13 protein-coding genes are annotated in these 17559 nt (G+C 44.8%); 6 read left to right on the top strand and 7 right to left on the bottom strand.

Features of this window, described 5'->3' with window-relative positions:
- Window positions 1-21: 21 nt before the first annotated feature.
- From AC0VYE_RS11635 to AC0VYE_RS11620, 4 genes are read right to left on the bottom strand one after another with little or no spacing between them, the layout of a single operon-like run.
- Window positions 22-1308 carry a VWA domain-containing protein gene (locus AC0VYE_RS11635; protein ID WP_076269551.1) on the bottom strand — a complete coding sequence of 429 codons (1287 nt, stop codon included), beginning with the start codon at window positions 1306-1308 and terminating at the stop codon, window positions 22-24.
- Between the two features lie 57 nt (window positions 1309-1365).
- Entirely contained in the window at window positions 1366-3789 is a 2424-nt protein-coding gene (locus tag AC0VYE_RS11630; RefSeq protein WP_475449541.1) for a transcription initiation factor TFIID, read from the bottom strand.
- Between the two features lie 2 nt (window positions 3790-3791).
- The gene (locus tag AC0VYE_RS11625) at window positions 3792-7181 is read right to left on the bottom strand and encodes a tubulin-like doman-containing protein (RefSeq protein ID WP_076269550.1); all 3390 of its coding nucleotides are present in this window, start codon (window positions 7179-7181) and stop codon (window positions 3792-3794) included.
- Window positions 7182-7205: 24 nt separating this feature from the next.
- Window positions 7206-8981 carry a vWA domain-containing protein gene (locus tag AC0VYE_RS11620; protein WP_076269549.1) on the bottom strand — a complete coding sequence of 592 codons (1776 nt, stop codon included), beginning with the start codon at window positions 8979-8981 and terminating at the stop codon, window positions 7206-7208.
- A 153-nt stretch (window positions 8982-9134) separates the two neighbouring features.
- On the opposite strand from AC0VYE_RS11620, the gene AC0VYE_RS11615 reads away from it, so the two are divergent.
- Together AC0VYE_RS11615 and AC0VYE_RS11610 are read left to right on the top strand one after the other, a co-directional pair.
- Window positions 9135-9290 (top strand): hypothetical protein, encoded by a 156-nt coding sequence (locus AC0VYE_RS11615; RefSeq protein ID WP_179089849.1) that lies wholly within the window; start codon window positions 9135-9137, stop codon window positions 9288-9290.
- The gene (locus tag AC0VYE_RS11610) at window positions 9287-10240 is read left to right on the top strand and encodes a hypothetical protein (protein WP_076269548.1); all 954 of its coding nucleotides are present in this window, start codon (window positions 9287-9289) and stop codon (window positions 10238-10240) included. The genes AC0VYE_RS11615 and AC0VYE_RS11610 overlap by 4 nt, the downstream gene beginning before the upstream one ends.
- 133 nt (window positions 10241-10373) lie before the next feature.
- On the opposite strand, the gene AC0VYE_RS11605 is transcribed toward AC0VYE_RS11610, so the two are convergent.
- Both AC0VYE_RS11605 and AC0VYE_RS11600 read right to left on the bottom strand, forming a co-directional pair.
- Complete coding sequence (locus AC0VYE_RS11605) at window positions 10374-11423, bottom strand: glycoside hydrolase family protein (RefSeq protein WP_475448045.1); 1050 nt, start codon at window positions 11421-11423, stop codon at window positions 10374-10376.
- 52 nt (window positions 11424-11475) lie between these two features.
- Entirely contained in the window at window positions 11476-12810 is a 1335-nt protein-coding gene (locus AC0VYE_RS11600; RefSeq protein WP_475448043.1) for a multi antimicrobial extrusion protein MatE, read from the bottom strand.
- A gap of 444 nt (window positions 12811-13254) precedes the next feature.
- On the opposite strand from AC0VYE_RS11600, the gene AC0VYE_RS11595 reads away from it, so the two are divergent.
- Entirely contained in the window at window positions 13255-14244 is a 990-nt protein-coding gene (locus AC0VYE_RS11595) for a CgeB family protein (RefSeq protein WP_475448041.1), read from the top strand.
- Here the strand turns inward: AC0VYE_RS11595 and AC0VYE_RS11590 are convergent.
- The gene (locus tag AC0VYE_RS11590; protein WP_475448039.1) at window positions 14241-14867 is read right to left on the bottom strand and encodes a polysaccharide deacetylase family protein; all 627 of its coding nucleotides are present in this window, start codon (window positions 14865-14867) and stop codon (window positions 14241-14243) included. The two genes, AC0VYE_RS11595 and AC0VYE_RS11590, sit on opposite strands and share 4 nt — an antisense overlap.
- A gap of 74 nt (window positions 14868-14941) precedes the next feature.
- Between AC0VYE_RS11590 and AC0VYE_RS11585 the strand changes: the two genes are divergently transcribed.
- Genes AC0VYE_RS11585 through AC0VYE_RS11575 form a run of 3 tightly spaced genes read left to right on the top strand, consistent with a single transcriptional unit; the run spans window position 14942 to window position 17543 of the window.
- Window positions 14942-15928 carry a CgeB family protein gene (locus AC0VYE_RS11585; protein ID WP_475449539.1) on the top strand — a complete coding sequence of 329 codons (987 nt, stop codon included), beginning with the start codon at window positions 14942-14944 and terminating at the stop codon, window positions 15926-15928.
- 5 nt (window positions 15929-15933) lie between these two features.
- Window positions 15934-16566: a polysaccharide deacetylase family protein gene (locus AC0VYE_RS11580; protein WP_475449537.1), complete on the top strand. Its 633-nt coding sequence runs from the start codon at window positions 15934-15936 to the stop codon at window positions 16564-16566.
- Window positions 16566-17543: a CgeB family protein gene (locus tag AC0VYE_RS11575; RefSeq protein ID WP_475448038.1), complete on the top strand. Its 978-nt coding sequence runs from the start codon at window positions 16566-16568 to the stop codon at window positions 17541-17543. The genes AC0VYE_RS11580 and AC0VYE_RS11575 overlap by 1 nt, the downstream gene beginning before the upstream one ends.
- Window positions 17544-17559 lie beyond the last annotated feature (16 nt).

Below are 17559 nucleotides of genomic sequence, written 5' to 3'. Positions count from 1 at the left end.
TATATCCGCCTCCCGCATCGTTTAAAATCCATGACTGCGGCTGTCCTTCGTCCGTTCGCCTAACGCCTTAGTGGACTGATCTCTATTGCTGTTTTTTCTGCCGCCATCATAACGGTTTGTACTGTTATTATCCCTTATTGGAACAACAAGTGTGAAAATACTAATAATGGCTGCCAGTACGAGAACAGCGAATAGACGTGATAAACCGTCAGAGATCATATCCCCCGACAAGCCGGAATCCAAAATGAAGCCAGCCAGCAAACCGCCTACAATACCGCCCGCCCCAAAGCTTAATGCCAGAAACCGATTGTCGAAAAACAATCCGAGCGACATTCCTAAAGCTGCACCGATAATGGCTAAGGATAAAATACGAAGCAGTGTATACAGCGTGCTGTCCGCAAGCGATCCCGTTCTTTCAGTTAGAAGCGTCCGATTATCGATTGTATTGTAAATATTTTGGAATACGAGCGCCAGCCCGTTCGCTTCCGACACATCGTAATAGCTTCCATTGGTGGAATCAGCTATTTGCTGCAGCAAGGCAGAGCCTTTGGAATCTGCAACGCTAAGGCCTACCGTATTAATGACAATTTGCTGCTCTTGGAATTGTGCAATTTGCTTATTGATATCGGATTCGCTGAAACCGTCTGACAACAGAATAACCATTGTCCCGCGCCCAGCCTTTTCCTTATCCTTAATCGTCTTCATTGCTTCGCCAAGCGCTAGACTAAAGTTTGTACCGCCGTCCGTCGGCTCAAGTGAGTCGATTGCCGCATTTACTTTATCTTTCTCTTCCTGTGTGCTTACTTTAACAAAGGGCTGAATCAATTGTGCGGTATTGTGAAATGCAACCACCGCCACACGCTTATCGCTTTCCATGTTTTGAATCAATTGCTTCGCAGCCGAATAACGCTCGTTATCAGGATCGGTCTCCAGCATGCTTCCTGAATTATCAATGACAAGCACAATATCCTTTACCTGCTTCGCACCGCCAAAATGTGCGCCGTAAATAAATTGCAGTAATCCGCCGACTGCAAACAGCAGAACTAGCGTCGCTGGTACGAGCAGCTGCCACGATAATCCGGTATAACGCTGACGCCACGAAGTTCCGTTCAAACGAGGCGAAATCATTTCAGCAATCAGGCAGGCCAGTCCAATGCATAAAGCAAGAACGCCAAAGTATAGCCCAACGACGGCAAAGCGCGGCCAGCTTTCTGACAGCGCCCCCAGTATGATTTCCCCGATGACGAATCCTACTGCGCCTCCTATCAAGCTGAACAATAAGAGAAGTCCATTTATTTTTCGTTGCATAATAACAGCACCCTTTCTACTTGCTAGTGGACCGCAGCAATTATTGTTGTATATCGGTCAGCGAAGATCAGGCAGCAGGGCAGGCTCAAGCGTGTGAAATTCGTACCCATTTTGCAAATAGGTCTCATAATACACTTTGCCGTTTCGATAATACATCAAATCTTCTAAATGAAAGCCGCCCATAATATTCAACTTTTCTACACCGCTGCTGCGCTTCTCATGTACACACCCCAGCTTGTAAATGCGCGAAGATTCGTCAACGCCAAGTGCATATCGGATAAATTCACTCTCGCGATCTCCGAACAAATACTTTTCCTCATAACGATGCTCATGTGTATAGTCGAGAAGACGAATATGAACGACCGCATGCTCTTCCAGTGTCCGGTATAATCGGTTGAATAGCTCGTCCCTCGATAAAGCTTTACGATTGCTGTATGAAACGGATACATTTGCACGCAGCAGCAGCTCCTCCTCGAAAGTCTGTGCAAAAGGCTCTGCTGTCAAAATGTACTTTCGGCAAATTTCCATTAATCGCTCCAGAAACGCGGAATCTCCCTGCTGCAGAAGCTCCGTCATATTGCCGAGAAACCGTTCCTCAAAAAATATGGATGCGCCGCGTTTCTCTTCAATATCCTTCATGACCCCCACAGTGATACGTTCATAATACTCGAAGATGTTCTGCCCGATATAATCATCCGCTGAACGGATACTGTGCTGAGCCGCCGCATTCAGCGTTTCCTCTAGCAGCGCCATCTGTTCTACGCGAATTCGGTATTTCTCATGAAGACGCTCCAGCTCAGCAGCAAATTTGCGGTACAAAGCAAGCTCAGTCTCAAGTCGTAAAAGCTGCCATTCCAGCCGGTACACTGCATCAAAAAAAGCGCGTATAAAGGATCGAACATTTTGCTTGTCCATAAATGGAAGACGCTGAAATTTCAAATCATCCACACGTTGTTCGCGGATTCGACCAAGCTCATCCTGAGCGATATCAATCTCTCTGACCAAATCGCGCATTCGAGCGCGAACAGCTGTCATGACGCTGTCTGCCTCATTTTTCTCGTCTGTCCATTTGGCAACCTGGAAGAAGCTAAACAATGGCTGATCTTTCATATTACGGTTTACAGTGGCTCGCAGCTCATCTGAGGCCTTCACATAACCTAAGTTCACCTCAGCTGAACTAGTGAAATGCTTACGGAAGAAGATGGTGCAGCCATCTCCGAACAAGGCTTCCTCTGCCTCGCGCAGCGACATGCGCCGCAGTTGATCATAACGAATGTTGTTCGTCAGAAGACCCGACATATCGATGAGACTGTACTCGCTTGGCATCAGATCGAGCATTCTAGTGTCCATCGCAGCCGCATCCAGCCCGAAGAAGGACAGCTTTTCCTTGCTCCCCTGCAGGTCAGCAATTTCCAGCCGCTCTTTTATTTGTTTAAAGAAATGATAGAGGACGGTTAACGCAATCGAATGATTCGGTCGTTTCACCTTGGACAAGCCCGCTGACACGAACCCCTGTCTTCCGGATTCCGTCATGAGACTGTTTTTGAAAGAAGAGTTGTTGTAGCTTACGTCACTCGATTGTACCTGTGTTTCCTTTCTCCTCCTGTTTTTCAACAGCAGAATATTGCATATGATTTCATAGTTATCCTGCATCCCGTTAAGCGTTGTAATTCCCCGCTCATTGCGATCAGATAATACATAAACAAGATCAAATAATGGTGATGCCTTGTGGGTAACCGGAATTGATAATCCATCACCCGTCACTTGAAGCCTCGCCGAAAATGAATAATCCGGCCGCTGCATTCCATCCAGCTCGCGCAGGAAGCTGATTCCCGCTGCGCTTGCCAAACCAAACGTCTCTGATTGCTCACGTTCATTAATTAAAGCGTACAAATCCATTTGAACGGATTTGAACAGCTGCAAAAAAATCGATTGAGCAAGCAGCGATATTTCTGGAACAAGCACGTTTAAGGGATCATCAACCCTTGTAATGACAGCAAGATGAAGGCGATCGAAAGATGCGTACAATCGGCCGTAATCAGCAATTGTATCGCTAACCTGACGCAGCGCCCGGTTGAGATCCGCTAGATGACGCCCTTCCTTATGGAATGCGGTGCCTATATCTTTGCGTTTGGTGCGATTATCCGTTTTGCCATCTACAACATCCGTAAGCGCTACCCTTGTCACCTTCGGGACAGATCGATTACGATTTGCCCCATGGTATGACGATGCTTTATAACCTGCACTTCCAGAAGCAGCATTTGCTTCACTCGACGAGACATGGAAATAAATAACGCCGGCATTGTTGTCCCATTTCAGTTCATTGGATTGAATCATAGGTTCAATCGCATGTCCTGCCTCATCTCCGATATATAGAAATACGGTTGGATAGTGAATGCTGCTTTGATCATCCTCAAGGCCGCTAAGCTTCTGCTCAGCAGCCGAATAGTCGCTTGCATATAGATCCAACAATTCTCTCATCATTATTTCAACTTTCTACGAATTTCGTTAAGTTTAGTAGACATTTCCCGGTAGAACCGGTGCATTTCCTCTCCATTTGCCAGCTCAACCTTCTCGTATTCGAGACGCTCGCGTGCATCAAGGAATGTGCCGAACAGCTCCTCCAGCTTGGCTAACAGCATTGAAGTATCCTCCGTTGCAGTCAGCTCCGTTACTCTGCGCTCTGCTTTGCGTCTTAGCACGCTGCGGTTTTTCTCATCCAGCTGTCGGAAGCTCTCAAACACCTCAAACTCAACATAGCTGCTGCTTTTCATTAAATTAGCGAAAGGCGGCCATGCTTCTTCCTCTGGCTCGCGATCATAAACATACAGGGCACCTTTCTTGCAAATGGTCTCTGTGTATAGCGCCTCGATAAACTGATCCAGCAATTTCTCATCATCTTGGTGCTGCATAAGCAGCTGCTCAAGCTCGACTAATTTTACAGAGATGGATTCATACTTCGCCAATTCCTCACGAACCCGTCTTAGCTGCTCCGGCGATCGAATGAGATTTTCTTGTGCAAGCTCCTCTGTAAAGCTGCCGAAAATATCCTTTGTCGATTCAAGCTCCAGCCCCTCGGATAAAAGGCGCTTAAGCTCGTTTACTGCTCGCTTAACTTCACCTAAATTCGGCTTCGCGCCATCAAGCTGCATATTGAACGGTTTTAACGCATCCGACAACTGGAATGGCTTCGTGAAGCGAACGGAGTAACGGCTGCTCGTGTTATTGTCTATGCCCTTCTCTTCAATAATACGGAAGCTCTCCGCTTTGACAAACTCAGCGCGAACCCTCGCATTATAGCTTCTCACGCGTGGGTTGACGTACGTGTCGCCCCATGATTTCTCTGGAATCGGCGAAGGCAAATAGGTCCAATTGACACGATCAGTCTGCACCAAATGACGGCCGATGCCTTCCTTATCAAGAATCGTGCGTTCATAGCTTTCTTCATAGACCTTCAACGGCGTATAAACAAACAAAGGCACACCATTTCTCGTATTCAGCCAGAAAATGCGGTTTTTCACTTCACTTTCCTTTATCGTAAAGTGGGATTTGCCAATTGAGTTATTTTGATAGTTCCGAATTCCTCTCAAAATGCTCGGCGCCTGCACAGGCACGGATACAAACCCCCATGAAGGGACATGCAAATTGCCTGAGCTGTTGCTGAGATGGAATACAGGCACAGCTTCCTCATCAAGCTTGCTTGCAATATGACGCTCAACAAACTTCTCAATCGATTCATCGTTTCCGTATTTCATAACTAGGAATTCTTCCATCGATTTCGTAATCAGATCGCCGAATTTATTCGTCAAAAACTCTGAGATCGAGCTGACGATATCAATTTCCTGCTCTTTGACCCAAAGATTCGAATGGTCTAGAAGCTCCTGCGTAAAGTCGCGGATCAGATCATCGCCGTCCTTCTTATCCATTAAACGACTGATAACGTCGGAGATGTCTGGAACGCCTACGATATTCCAATAATAAGTTTTGTTTCCTTTATGATCCGCTTGTTCCTCGCCGCTTGTCAGGATTTCGCCATTTTTGGCAAAGATCGAATTAAGCACATTCAAAATTTCAGTAAATACGTTATAAATGCGGTTATTCTCGTTGTTCAGCAGCTGGTGGAGATCCTCATAAAATTCAATCAGTTGTTCCATTCGCTCAACGTCAGCAAGCAGCCAGTACTCATTTATTTTTGCTTCGATATAGTTGTTTTTCTTCTTATCCTTGGATACGAACGCGCTCTTCGCATCGCCCATACGCTCATTGGCTTGCTCTCTAGCTGCTTCGATCTCTTTAGGAAGACGTGACAGCCCCTCACGAAGCGTCTCAATATAAGAGAGCAGCATCTTCAGCAAACAGAAGCCTTTCTCGGTATGCAGGAGACGGGATACATAAAATGGCCCTTGCTCTGGATGGAGAAATGTACGACGAATTTGATCGGTAAATTGCCCAACAATTTCGCCTGGCAGCTGTTTTTTGGCCTTAATGTATTCCTCGCGCGCACGAGCCAAAAAGTTTTGCTCCAGCTCCGTATCCATGTTCACGGCTTGCATTTTCACCACGTTATTGTAGCTGAGTCGCTCACTGTTCTCGAAGCCTGGCAGCGGCTCAGGTACGCGTGAGTCAAAGGTTTTCATCATCGTTTCGAGATCAATGCCAAGCTTGCGGGCAAATTTCTCTACATCGTCCTGACTCGGCGCCTTCTCAAACATTTTGTCCATTTTGTTGAAAAGCCGGTAAGCCAAATAAGTCGTCATTTCCTCGATCGGCAGTACCGCCGAAGAAGCTCCAATAATGTTGTAATCGTAGTTAGCCGGGTACATTTTGTTCATTTGAGCAATATTGGTCCGAATGTTGCTAATATAATCATGAATAGCGAATTCCTCGCCGGATTGTTTTTCCTCGCTGGAAATAAAGTTCGTAATATTCTCTGCCGTTACATTCATGCAATAATCATAAGCATTTTCAAGCAGCTTGCCCTCAGCATTTGTAGCCGAGATGAGATGGCATAAATTAAACGGTGGGAGCGGCGAATTAACGTTTAAAATATTGCCATATTGCTGCGTAAACCTCTCCCCGCGGCTGTCCACATTCATCCAATAGTCCAGTTCCTTCAGTGCAGCATAGCCATTTTTCTTAATGTACTCACGTGTATGGTCGCTCAAGCTTTTGCTTGCAAGATTAATATCCGGCGTAAACAAATAGCCAAGCGTATTAACGCGGTCGATGCCGGCAGATCCATGATCACGCTCTATAATTCCTCGAACGATATAAGAGATATCGAGGAAGCAGCCGCTTCCTGTTCCGCCAGACAAGCCGGTTAGCAGAAACACCATTAGTTTTTTGTTCGTCCCGACGGATAACGTCTTAATTTTTTTGTCGATGCTCTGCACCACTTGATTGATCTTCGTAAACAGCAGCAACCGACCTGCTTGACGAACGCCAGCTGCGCCATTCATGCCATCAGTTATGCTCAGTTCTGGCGACAGCCAGTCCGTGATGTACGGCTCCAAAATGCTGCGATTTTGCAGCAGTCCTCCAACCTCCGCATTAGATAGCAGCACAAATTCATTAATAGGGTCAAGACCGATCCCTTTATACTTTTTATTGCGATCCTGTTCATTCGTTTCAAAAGCAAGAAATTCCACATTATCTGGCTTCTCGCGTTTTCTTTTGGAAACGGGATCCTCAGGAAGCTTAAAGCGGCGATTGATCTGGTATTTCAGGCGCAGAAGCGCATCAATACCGGTACCGCCAAGTCCAATGATCAGAATGGGATTATCTATGGTGTCTACCCGAATTTTCTCGCTGACAATACCTCCGCCAAGCGAAACGTCAAGCTGCTGTATGTGTTCTCTTACGATCGGTTTCATTTTTCATTACCTCCAGGGCTCTATTTATACGAGATATTCAATGAATATCGTTTTGTCTATTTGTTTCAATGAAACCGTAATCCGGTCACCGCTTTTCATTTCCAATGCACGCGTCGCATCCACTGCTCGTCCTGATTTCTCAATTGTGCAGGAGGAACCATTTTGAAGAACGATACGATCATTGCTTCCCGGCTTGAAAATGACCTTGTCGGTTTCCTTCAGTTCAGGCGCTAGCTGCAACAGCTGGTGAAGCTGCAATTTGCCTTTGAAGGCTGTCAGCTTCTTGTACTGCGGCGACGTTTTGTCACCTGTATTCTCATCTCGAATTTCAATGACAAGTTGGCCAACAAACCCACGGTTCGCTTGTTTCAGCACCCTTAATATAAAGTAAGCTGCTGCAAGCAATGCCGCAAGACCTATAACGCCAATTACAACAGGTACAACCGGGAACGGCTTCTCTTCTTTATCTGGCTCAGGCTTTGGCGTCTGCCCCGTTGTCCCCGCCTTTGCCGAAATCTTAACCGCATCGGTCTCTCGGAAAAAGCTTTTCTCCTTGGCCTTCACAATAATCTCATAGTCATGCTTCTCAGGTATTTTGTAGGAGCCTGCAAAATGGTCGCCCGCATTCTCCATCGGTATTTCCTCGGTTTTGCCCGTGTCTAAGTCTTTAACGAGTAAAACCGCGCTCATGTTGCTGTACTGGGAGGTGTCTTCCAGTTTTTTTCCGCCGCTTACGAGATAAGAATTGATCGTCACCTTGTCGCCCTTGGAATAGGTCGCTTTGGCTAGTGGATCCATAGCAAGACTTAAGTCATAGTTGAAAATAAGATTAATGTCGATTTTATCGCGATTCACGCCTTTGATTTGAAGCGTCCAGTCGCCTTCCGACGGCTTTAACAGCTTCAGCAAGGAATAGCTCTTCGAGCTCGATAGCAAGACGCCATCCGAAGGAATAGGAATAGCGTTGCCAGATGGATCTACGAGCTTCGCCTCAACCGGCTTGCTCGACATAATCGAGATATTTGCTTCTAGTACATTCGAGTTGGGAACTGAAATTTTCACATCCTGATAGCTGCCGTTTGCCGTCAAAGAATCAACCGGTACGACGTTCAGCTCCAGATGGCTGGCAAAAATTTCACTCAAAATTCGCGGCAAATCGTCAGCCGAATCGGTCGCGAATGATTTCCCGCCGGTCACTTCCGATAGCTTAGCAAGCGCAGATTCATTGAGTTTCCCATTCGCATTTAGGCCAATCGTATAAATCGGAACGCCTTTATCATTCGCTTCTTTAAGCGCCTTGTCCATGTCCGCGTCGGACTGCGCCTGCGTTCTGCCGGATGCCTTATTAAAATCGTTATTGCCGTCGGCTAGCAAAATAATCATCGGCTCGTGATCTTGGTCGGCACCATCGTCCAAAATCTGTACCGCTTCCTTTACTCCGACAGAAACATCGGTATAAGCCCCGCGGTTTAACTGATCGATGAAGCTCTTCAGCTTCTCTTTATCCGAAGCAGACTGGATTTCCAGCAGCGCCTTCTCGCGTTGAATTTCATCGGTATAAGCCACAATGCCAACTCGGTCGCCTTGTGTCGGCAGCATATCAATGAACATCTTCATGGCTTCATTTCCAATTTTCCCTGGATCGCTTGTGCTCATTGAATTGCTGACATCCAGCACAAGTACTGCATCAATTTGCGAGTCGCCTTGCGCTGCATACGCGGTTTGTAAGCTGCTGAACGGCAGCAGCAAAATAGCAGAAACCATAATTAGCTGACATGATAAACGTTTTAATCTATTCATTTTGCTGTACTCCTTTGTAATGGGACAAACGGTTCTTCTTCGCTAGTCCAATAGTCACTGTTAGTCACTGCTACCAGTATGATGATATACTACAAAATAAGTATACCTGATAGATTTTGTTAAATCACTTTTATTGTAAGAAAGGAATAGGATATGGTTACCTACGTTTGTCTTGGACTATTGTTTCTTTTTGTCATCATCAAAGCAATGAGCTATCGTGCACAGCGGAGACGGGCGCCTTCTCCAGAACAGCTGAGCAAGCTTGTCCTTTCCATACTAAAAAGCAGCGGGCAGCGTGATCGCGAATGATGAAGAAGCTACCGGTACTACTTAACCCTTATATTAAAACACGCTATCCTTATAATAAACTTAAAATTTGCCGAAGATGCAACCACTTTACAGTACTGGGTGATGCGCAGTGCCCCGTGTGCGGCAAATTTGCCCTGAAAAATGTTGAAGCTCAGGCAGCCTATAAGCTGAAGCTTAAGATGTGGAAAGAGCGGTTTTTTGCATTGTTTATTATCATTGTCGGATTTGCAATGAGCGAATCCGCAATGCATTCCACTTTGATTGTTGCCGGAGGAATGCTGCTAGTCGCTCTATTATGGACGTTGCAGAAGCGGTCGACCCCTGCACTTTTGCTCCTGCAGCTGCAAAAAATATTTCAAAAAGAGGCGTATACCCTCTCTGCAGGTCTAGTAAATGACCGAGAAACAGCTATTCAAGTGTTCCATAGCGGCGATAAACCGCTTGCGTATGAAATGCTGCGTGAAATTGGCGCGCTCGTCCATACCGACCAGCTTCGACTAGAGCAAATATTGCTGCTTCAATCCTTTGTTTTGCGCAAGGATATGGATCTAATGCTGGACCCCTTGTTAATGGATCATTTTAATCCCGATCTCGTTGAATATATTGGCGAGCTTGCCAAAATCAGAAGAGATTTGCTGAAAGAAAATACATTCCGTTATGTATTGCTTCATGAGGCGCAGATTTTGAAAATGGAGCATGGCGAGAGCATTCTCGTTGGTGTTGCCGGTGCGGCAGTTAGGATGAAGCGATACATCACACTCTATCCCTATTTGCTGATGCGCTATGCACGAAAGCTTCCTAAAGACCGTTTCTTGCGGCTTTATCAAATGCTTCAAAGCAGTCCGCACGCAGGAGCCAGCCCTTTATATCAAGAAGTAATGGAAATCTACAATGAGCGTTACAAATGGGACGAGGATTTCAAGCGTACGAGCAAGGAAACAGACCTGTAAGCAGATCGAAACGAAATGAGCAAATTAGAGATATAATGAATAAAGGCAAACAGTCACTTTAACAAAAGTGATCGTTTGCCTTTTTTATGTGAATGAATGATTAGAGTCTTTAGGCAAAAATCAAAGCTTGTTCTCAGCTATGCTCAGACACTGTTTTCTTTAAAGGAATAACCATACTCCAAGTGTTCCCTACGAAATCCCAAGGCTGAGTCCCGTTTCCAGTTGCCAGAAATAAATGGGTTGGCTTGCCATCATGGAACAACAAATTAGGACGCTCGATGTTCGCTTGAACCGTCCTTGTGCCATCATCCCACAGGACATCTCTTGTATACGCCTTAGGATCATTTGAAATATCCCAGTGCAAGCAATCGGTGCTTGTAGCATAGATGCCCGCTCCCCAATCGCCAGTGACACCGCCCGAATCGTTTTTAAAATCATCTTTAATTAAAATATGAAATTCCCCATCCTCCCACCATAGAAACGGATCTTCGACGTGGAAGTCTGGATTCTCAAATTGAAAAATCGGTTCCTCCTGCAAACGGGTATACGGCCCTTCTGGACGAGGAGCACGTGCAACGCCTAATTGCAAGGTAGAGCCCGCATACTCTCTCGACTTATAAATCATATACGTCGTTCCATCCGGCAATATAGCTGCTGATGGATTGGTTGTAATTGTACAATCCCAATGCCCAGGCGCTCTTGGCTCTAACAATGGGTGATCTGGTCGCTCCCACGGTCCAAATATAGATTTCGAAGTGGCTAAGCCAATTCTTTTTCGATTCCAAACCTCGACATCTCTTTCTTGACTTATTTTCTCTCCCACCGCTGGGATAGGCCCTCCATAAGTCGTTCCAAAATAGTAAAGATAGTACGTTCCGTTCCAATATTTCACCGATGGATTATGTTGATTCAAAGCGTCAAAATAACTGCGCTCTCTACGCTCAAATATAACTTCGGCAAACGTATAAGGCCCCTCAGGCGTATCGCTAACTGCTCTAACAATCTCGCAGTTGAACAGCCACTGTGCAGCAAAGCCATATTCCTTAGGCCACCTTGAAGCAAACATATGATATTTTCCATCCTCGCCTTGCACAACTGAGCCGCACCAAATATAATAGCCATCCATTTTAAATCCACCGTTCTTCGGTGCCGGCAATAAATTTTCATATATGCGATTTCCCATGATCATTCTCCTCGTCGATTAATGAGTCGATTTCGAATATTGCAGGGTGAATCTATCCACGTTTGCCCATTGGCACAGGATCAGGCTGTTTAACAAATTTCAGCGCCAGTGCGACGAAGAGGAGCTCTGCCGTCATGCCGATCGATTGTGCCCATGCCCCAATCGTCCCGTTCCACTCTGGCGCGAGCCCAATGCCAATTAGAAGGGTAATAAAGGTAAAGCTGAGATTGGCAATTTGTGAACCGAAGATCAGCTTCGTTTGCCCTCTCACAAACACGAGTCCGTTCATGACATCGAGCCAAGGCATAACGAGCGCGAACAACACAAAGGCTTGCAGCACTCGTATGCTCTCAGCCTGCAGCCGTCCATGAACGCCGATCATATGCTCTAGTAAAAATACACCTGCGGGTGTATATGCGATCAATCCCATTAATATAGCAGGAATAAAACCAAGCATTAAAATAAACTTTCGGACAGCCAAAGGATCGACACGATAAAAGTTAATCACAATTTGGTGAAAATAACTAAAAAAGCTGCTGAGAAGCATAACTAAACTAGCCGCAATCGCAAACGATGCAATGGCTAGCTGCGCATCCCATGTTTTCCCCAGCATCGCATTAATTGCCGGTCCGATCCATACGGATATAAACGAGGACAACAGTAAGGGACGGTAAAAAGAAAATACATGATGCTTGTTTTCAACAGGGTGATTGTCCAGCTTTTCGGGCATTTTGCGCACCAGTAACCGTCCTTCTGAATAGCTGACAGCTGCTTCGATCATCATGCCGAATAAGAAAATGATCGCTCCAACAACCCCGCTCGTAACGCCTGTATGTATAAAATATAGCGAAAGCGCATACATTCCTGCCAGTCTAATCGCCATGCCAATGGTTAACCATTTCGTACGCAGATTGTAAATAATGACACCATGGTAGAGACAACGAATGCCAGAGAACAAGCTTACGAACATCAATACCTTATACACTCGAATAACATCATGGACATTGTCTTCACTAACCCCGAACACTCCCTTGAAAATAAGTGTTCCAACCGGGGTATAGCTGATTATAAAACCTAATAGCATAATGCTGGCAAACACAAGCTGTGCAACGGTAAGCGTCGATTTAAACGAGCGTTTGTCGCGAACGAGTGTGGAGCAGGTTTGCCGCAGCAGCACGGCTGGCCTCTCTGTAATAGCAAGCAAGCTCATCGCAATGGCATAGCTGGCAATGATGCTCTCAGGGTTTGCCGCTCGGCTTAAGGTACTGTTGATAATAACATGTGAAATCGTAACTAAGCTTGCCGAAATGCCTAACGGGAGAAAAAAAGACCAAAGCTTTTTCATACTCACTGCTTGCTTCTGTGGCTCTGATAATGATAGGTTCATAGCTGTTTCTCCTTGCATATCAAAAAAAGTGTAGGCGTCCTCCTCCCGGAAAAGATACCGAGAAGCGGCCGCCGTTTTTCGTTCGCTAGCATCCGTCTGATCATAGTGGCAGCTTGAGCTCATGTCACTATTTGATTTGGTAAATCTGCTCTTTTTAGTATAACTGCTATTTCTTCCCGTTTCACCTTCTTTTTTATATGCGCTTTCAAAATTGCGGATATATCTTCAACTTAAGCGATTCAAAAAAATATCAACTAGTCTTCTTTTAAGCAGTTATGGTTTTTTTTACGTATTCCCCTCTACTCATCGTGTTTTTGTCTGCCAAGCCTCCAAATAAAACAATAAATACGGTTGATAGGCCGAAGTCTACTCGCTCACGAAAGCAGATGAATATACTACTAACGCGCCTATCCTTAATTTATTTGAACAGAAAGGAGTCAGCATATGCGTAACGATCGTCTGCGAATATTGTTTCTTGAAGACCACCCCATGTGGATATATGGATTGCCAAAAGGTTTTGAAAAACTCGGCCATGTTGTAAAAACATGTTATCCAAATAAGAAATCCAGACACTTAATTAAACAATTCAAACCGGATCTTATCATAGCGATGGGCTGGACTCCTTCCAATAGCTCGGCAAAACAACAGCATCGCATCGCAAAGCTAGCTCGTCTATCCGGTGTACCTTATGTATTTTGGTCAACAGAAGATCCCGGCTATACCGATATATTCTCGCTCCCTTTAATTCGGAGAACAAAACCTGACTTTGTATTCACGATTCATCGCCCCAGCATAAAGATTTTTAAAAAACATGCCATTCGAGCAGCACATTTAGACTTTGGCAGCGATCCCGATACCCACTATAGGACGAAGCCTATTCAAAAATATCGGGGAACTGCTGCCCTTGTAGCAAATGGCTATCACATGCTCTATCGTACAAAGCCTTATCATTACCGCTTTCAATCGCTGCGCCGCTTAGTAAATCCCTTTCTGAATCAAGGCTTGAAAACCGACATTTACGGACGCGACTGGAAGAAGATGAAACGAATTTTCAGTAAACCCGTCTCTTCACGGCAAATTCATGGCTATTTGCCCTATCAGGAGGCAATAAACGTTTATGGCTCCGTCGATTTTGTACTAGGACCGCAAAACGCCGATGACCGACTCACACAACGAACGTATGAAATTCTTGCAGCAGGCGGTTTGCTCATTACAGACGACACACCCGAAGTCCGGAAATGGTTCCGACCAGGGAAAGATCTTCTTGTCTCTTCCTCCGAAAAAGAAACCGAACAGCTGATAAAGAAATACAGCAAAAATGCTCAATTACGAGAACAAATTAGGCAAAATGCCGTTCGTGCAGCCGTTGCTCATTCCTACATGAATAGAGCCAAGTATTTGTTAAGCGTTCTGAAAAAGGAAAAAATCATTTAACGGTTTTGTTTTAATTTCAACAACTGAGATACCGTCACAAAATGAAAACCTCTTTTACGTAAAATGCTGATGATTGACGGCAGCGCTTTTGCAGTTTGCTTGGCCGAATCGCTTGCATGGAGCAAAATAATATCTCCGGATCGTACATTTTTTGTTGCGTTTTGAACAATCGCAAATATGCCAGGATTCATCCAATCTTTCGAATCGATGCTCCAATAGATCGTTCGATAACCTAATGAGCCCAATACATTCGTTACCCGTGTATTCATATCTCCATTCGGTGTTCGAAAGAGCTTGCATTTTACCCCGGTCACTGAACGTATCGTCGATTCTGACTTCCTCACTTCATTTATAATCCAGCGGTTGCTATATTCCGTGTAGTTTTCATGCTTATCGCCATGGGAGCCGATTTCATAACCGAAAGCATTTATTTTCCGAGCTAGCTTCGCTCGTTTCTCCACCCATGGGCTTGATAGAAAAAATGTTGCCCGATTTATTTTATTGGCTTGCAGGACGTTAAGTACGGGTGTAGTCATCGTTCCGCCCCAACCGATATCAAACGTTAAAGCCACACATTTCATCGTCGTATTTACGCAGCTTATGGGCTCATTTCTATTTTTCATCGTATCCCTCCATGCATATCTATATGATTTGAACGGAGAATTTGCTTATACGCCTGTCTATTACAAACAGGATGGTGAACAAATTGAATATACTATTTTTGGAGCGTGGACAATTATGGTCACACGGTCTGCCGGACGGTCTGCGCGATCTCGGCCACAAGGTGCGAATGTCGGGACCAGTCTCAAGCTCCTCGCTCTCCAATTTATTGCCTTCCTTTAAACCCGACCTTCTCATAAATGTAGGATGGGGTCCTGATCAAACTGAACAAAATCAGAAACGGATGAGAGCTTTCGCAACGAAATATAAGATTCCTTTAATTTACTGGTCAACAGAAGATCCGAACTTTACCAAAACATTTACATTGCCACTCTTAAAGAGGATGAAGCCCGACTTTACTTTTACCATTTCAGCAAAAACAGCGGTTAAGTTTCGAGAACAAGGTTTCCCTGCAGCTTATTTGGATTTTGCGTATCATCCAAATATTCATAAAAGGATTCCTCCCGACCTGAAATATACAGCAGATATAGCCGTCGTAGCGAACGCCTACCCTGACGTATTGCGAAAATACCCCAAGCTTTATCGTCGCAAATCCATTGATATTCTGATACGTCCTTTACTTCAAAGCGGTAAAAAAATAGATTTCTATGGAAAGAATTGGTCCCGCATGAGACCCTTTATTGGTCAAAACATTCCGAAAAAGCACATCAAGGGACCAATTCCCTATAAACATGCGAATAAAGTATACAGCTCCGCCAAAATTATTTTGGGCTTGCAAAACTACACGGATATGGTTACTCAAAGAACCTATGAAGTTGTCGGTTCAGGAGGATTTCTATTAACCTGCAATACACCTGCGACTAGGCGACTGCTTAAAGCAGGTCGTGATGCAGCGATATCTTCCTCTCCGAAGGAAACGCTCAAGTTGGTTCGTTATTATTTGGAAAATGATTTCGAACGGGAAAAGGTAAGATTTGCTGGGCAAAAGAACATTCGCAAACATCATTATACGAACCGTGCCCGCAGTATGCTGTCCACGTTACGGAAGCAGGGAATCATTTGAGGAAAATGAGCCACATAGCTGGCAAAGGAAAAAGAACCGCTTATCTCACCTTTGATGATGGGCCTTTGCCTAATACGAAAAAAATAATCGAGCTATTAGGAAAACATAAAATAAAAGCTACTTTTTTCGTGATTGGCAATACAAGCCGCTTCGGACTTCGGATGTACCGGGCAATCGCAAATAGAGGACATAGCATTGGCAATCATACGTTTTCTCATGATTACGCTAAAATCTACTCATCTAAAAAAGCTTTTTTGACTGACTTTTATCAATTGGAGAAGCTGTTAGTGCGCACCATCGGAAAAAAACCACGAATCTATCGTTTTCCAGGCGGTTCTGAAAGTCCACCAGGTTATTTGTATGGCGGCAAACAAATTTATAAGAAAATAAAAGCTTCCCTTGTCCGCAAAGGCTACATCGATTTTGACTGGCATATCGACTCATTCGACTCAAGTCCGCCTTTCCCCAGCCCCTTCCAAATCATTACGAAAGTGCTGAAGGAGAGTAATGAGCATAAAGATAGGATCATTTTATTTCACGATTTCTCAGACAGCACGCTTGCAGCATTGCCTGCCATCATACAGGGCATAAAAAGACGGGGATACGTATTTGGAGTCCTAAAAGGAAGGAGAAAATAATGCGGATACTGTTTCTGGAAAGTCACCCCATGTGGGTTCATGGCCTTCCGAATGGATTTAAGGACCTTGGCCATAACGTGAAGATATCAGGTCCTCTTACAAAAAGAAATCTTCCGACCTTGCTAAGCCAATTTCGACCAGAGCTCATAATCAGCATGGGATGGACCAGTGAACATACTCCCATTAAGCAAAAGTGGATTCGCCGATATGTCGGAAAATCTGGGATTCCCCATATTTACTGGGCAACCGAGGACCCCACTCATCATGAATCGTTTACTCTTCCTTATGTACGCGCTGTGAAACCGGATTTTGTATTTACGATATGTCGCCGCAAAGTAAAGGATTATAAAAAAATGGGCATACCTTCCGCCCATTTGGACTTTGGGTTTCACCGCAGCGTTCACCGTAGAGGAGCAGTGAACAAGCAGCTGAGGAGCGATATTGCGGTTGTAGCAAACGGCTATTCGCGGATTTTAAAGCTGTATCCCCATCATTTCCGAATTCAATCCTTAAATCATTTAATCCGTCCTCTCGTGCAGGATGGCACAAGAATAGATATATGGGGCAAACAATGGGAAGAAATGAAGCCCATCCTTGGCGTAAAGGTTCCTAATAAATGGATACACGGCTATTTGCCGTATCCTGAGGCACACAAAGTATACAATTCAGCTAAAATTGTACTTGCACCGCAAAACCAACTAACGCAAGTCACCCAGCGCACTTATGAAATTCTGGGATCTGGAGGTTTTCTAGTCACAAGTGATACACCAGAAATTCGGCGTTTATTCCGGCCAAATAAAGAACTTATCGTATCACGCTCTTCCAAACAAACTCGCCAATTGATTCGATATTATTTGAAGCATCCCAACGCACGAGAAAAAATTAGAAATCAAGGTTTCTTAGCCGTTCAGAAGCATAGCTACAAAAGTCGCGCAGCTCAAATCATCACCGAGTTGAAAAAACATAAATTAATTTGAGCTGCTCTAAAATGGA

This window comes from Pristimantibacillus sp. Z349TD_6 (genome assembly GCF_056173205.1).
This window is presented reverse-complemented; position numbering and strand designations above follow the sequence as displayed.

Bases quoted from the DNA above. Each gene is read 5' to 3' on its own strand.
- AC0VYE_RS11635 (WP_076269551.1), bottom strand. From the start codon at position 1,308: ATGCAACGAAAAATAAATGGACTTCTCTTATTGTTCAGCTTGATAGGA.
- AC0VYE_RS11630 (WP_475449541.1), bottom strand. From the start codon at position 3,789: ATGAGAGAATTGTTGGATCTATATGCAAGCGACTATTCGGCTGCTGAG.
- AC0VYE_RS11625 (WP_076269550.1), bottom strand. From the start codon at position 7,181: ATGAAACCGATCGTAAGAGAACACATACAGCAGCTTGACGTTTCGCTT.
- AC0VYE_RS11620 (WP_076269549.1), bottom strand. From the start codon at position 8,981: ATGAATAGATTAAAACGTTTATCATGTCAGCTAATTATGGTTTCTGCT.
- AC0VYE_RS11615 (WP_179089849.1), top strand. From the start codon at position 9,135: ATGGTTACCTACGTTTGTCTTGGACTATTGTTTCTTTTTGTCATCATC.
- AC0VYE_RS11610 (WP_076269548.1), top strand. From the start codon at position 9,287: ATGATGAAGAAGCTACCGGTACTACTTAACCCTTATATTAAAACACGC.
- AC0VYE_RS11605 (WP_475448045.1), bottom strand. From the start codon at position 11,423: ATGGGAAATCGCATATATGAAAATTTATTGCCGGCACCGAAGAACGGT.
- AC0VYE_RS11600 (WP_475448043.1), bottom strand. From the start codon at position 12,810: ATGAACCTATCATTATCAGAGCCACAGAAGCAAGCAGTGAGTATGAAA.
- AC0VYE_RS11595 (WP_475448041.1), top strand. From the start codon at position 13,255: ATGCGTAACGATCGTCTGCGAATATTGTTTCTTGAAGACCACCCCATG.
- AC0VYE_RS11590 (WP_475448039.1), bottom strand. From the start codon at position 14,867: ATGAAAAATAGAAATGAGCCCATAAGCTGCGTAAATACGACGATGAAA.
- AC0VYE_RS11580 (WP_475449537.1), top strand. From the start codon at position 15,934: ATGAGCCACATAGCTGGCAAAGGAAAAAGAACCGCTTATCTCACCTTT.
- AC0VYE_RS11575 (WP_475448038.1), top strand. From the start codon at position 16,566: ATGCGGATACTGTTTCTGGAAAGTCACCCCATGTGGGTTCATGGCCTT.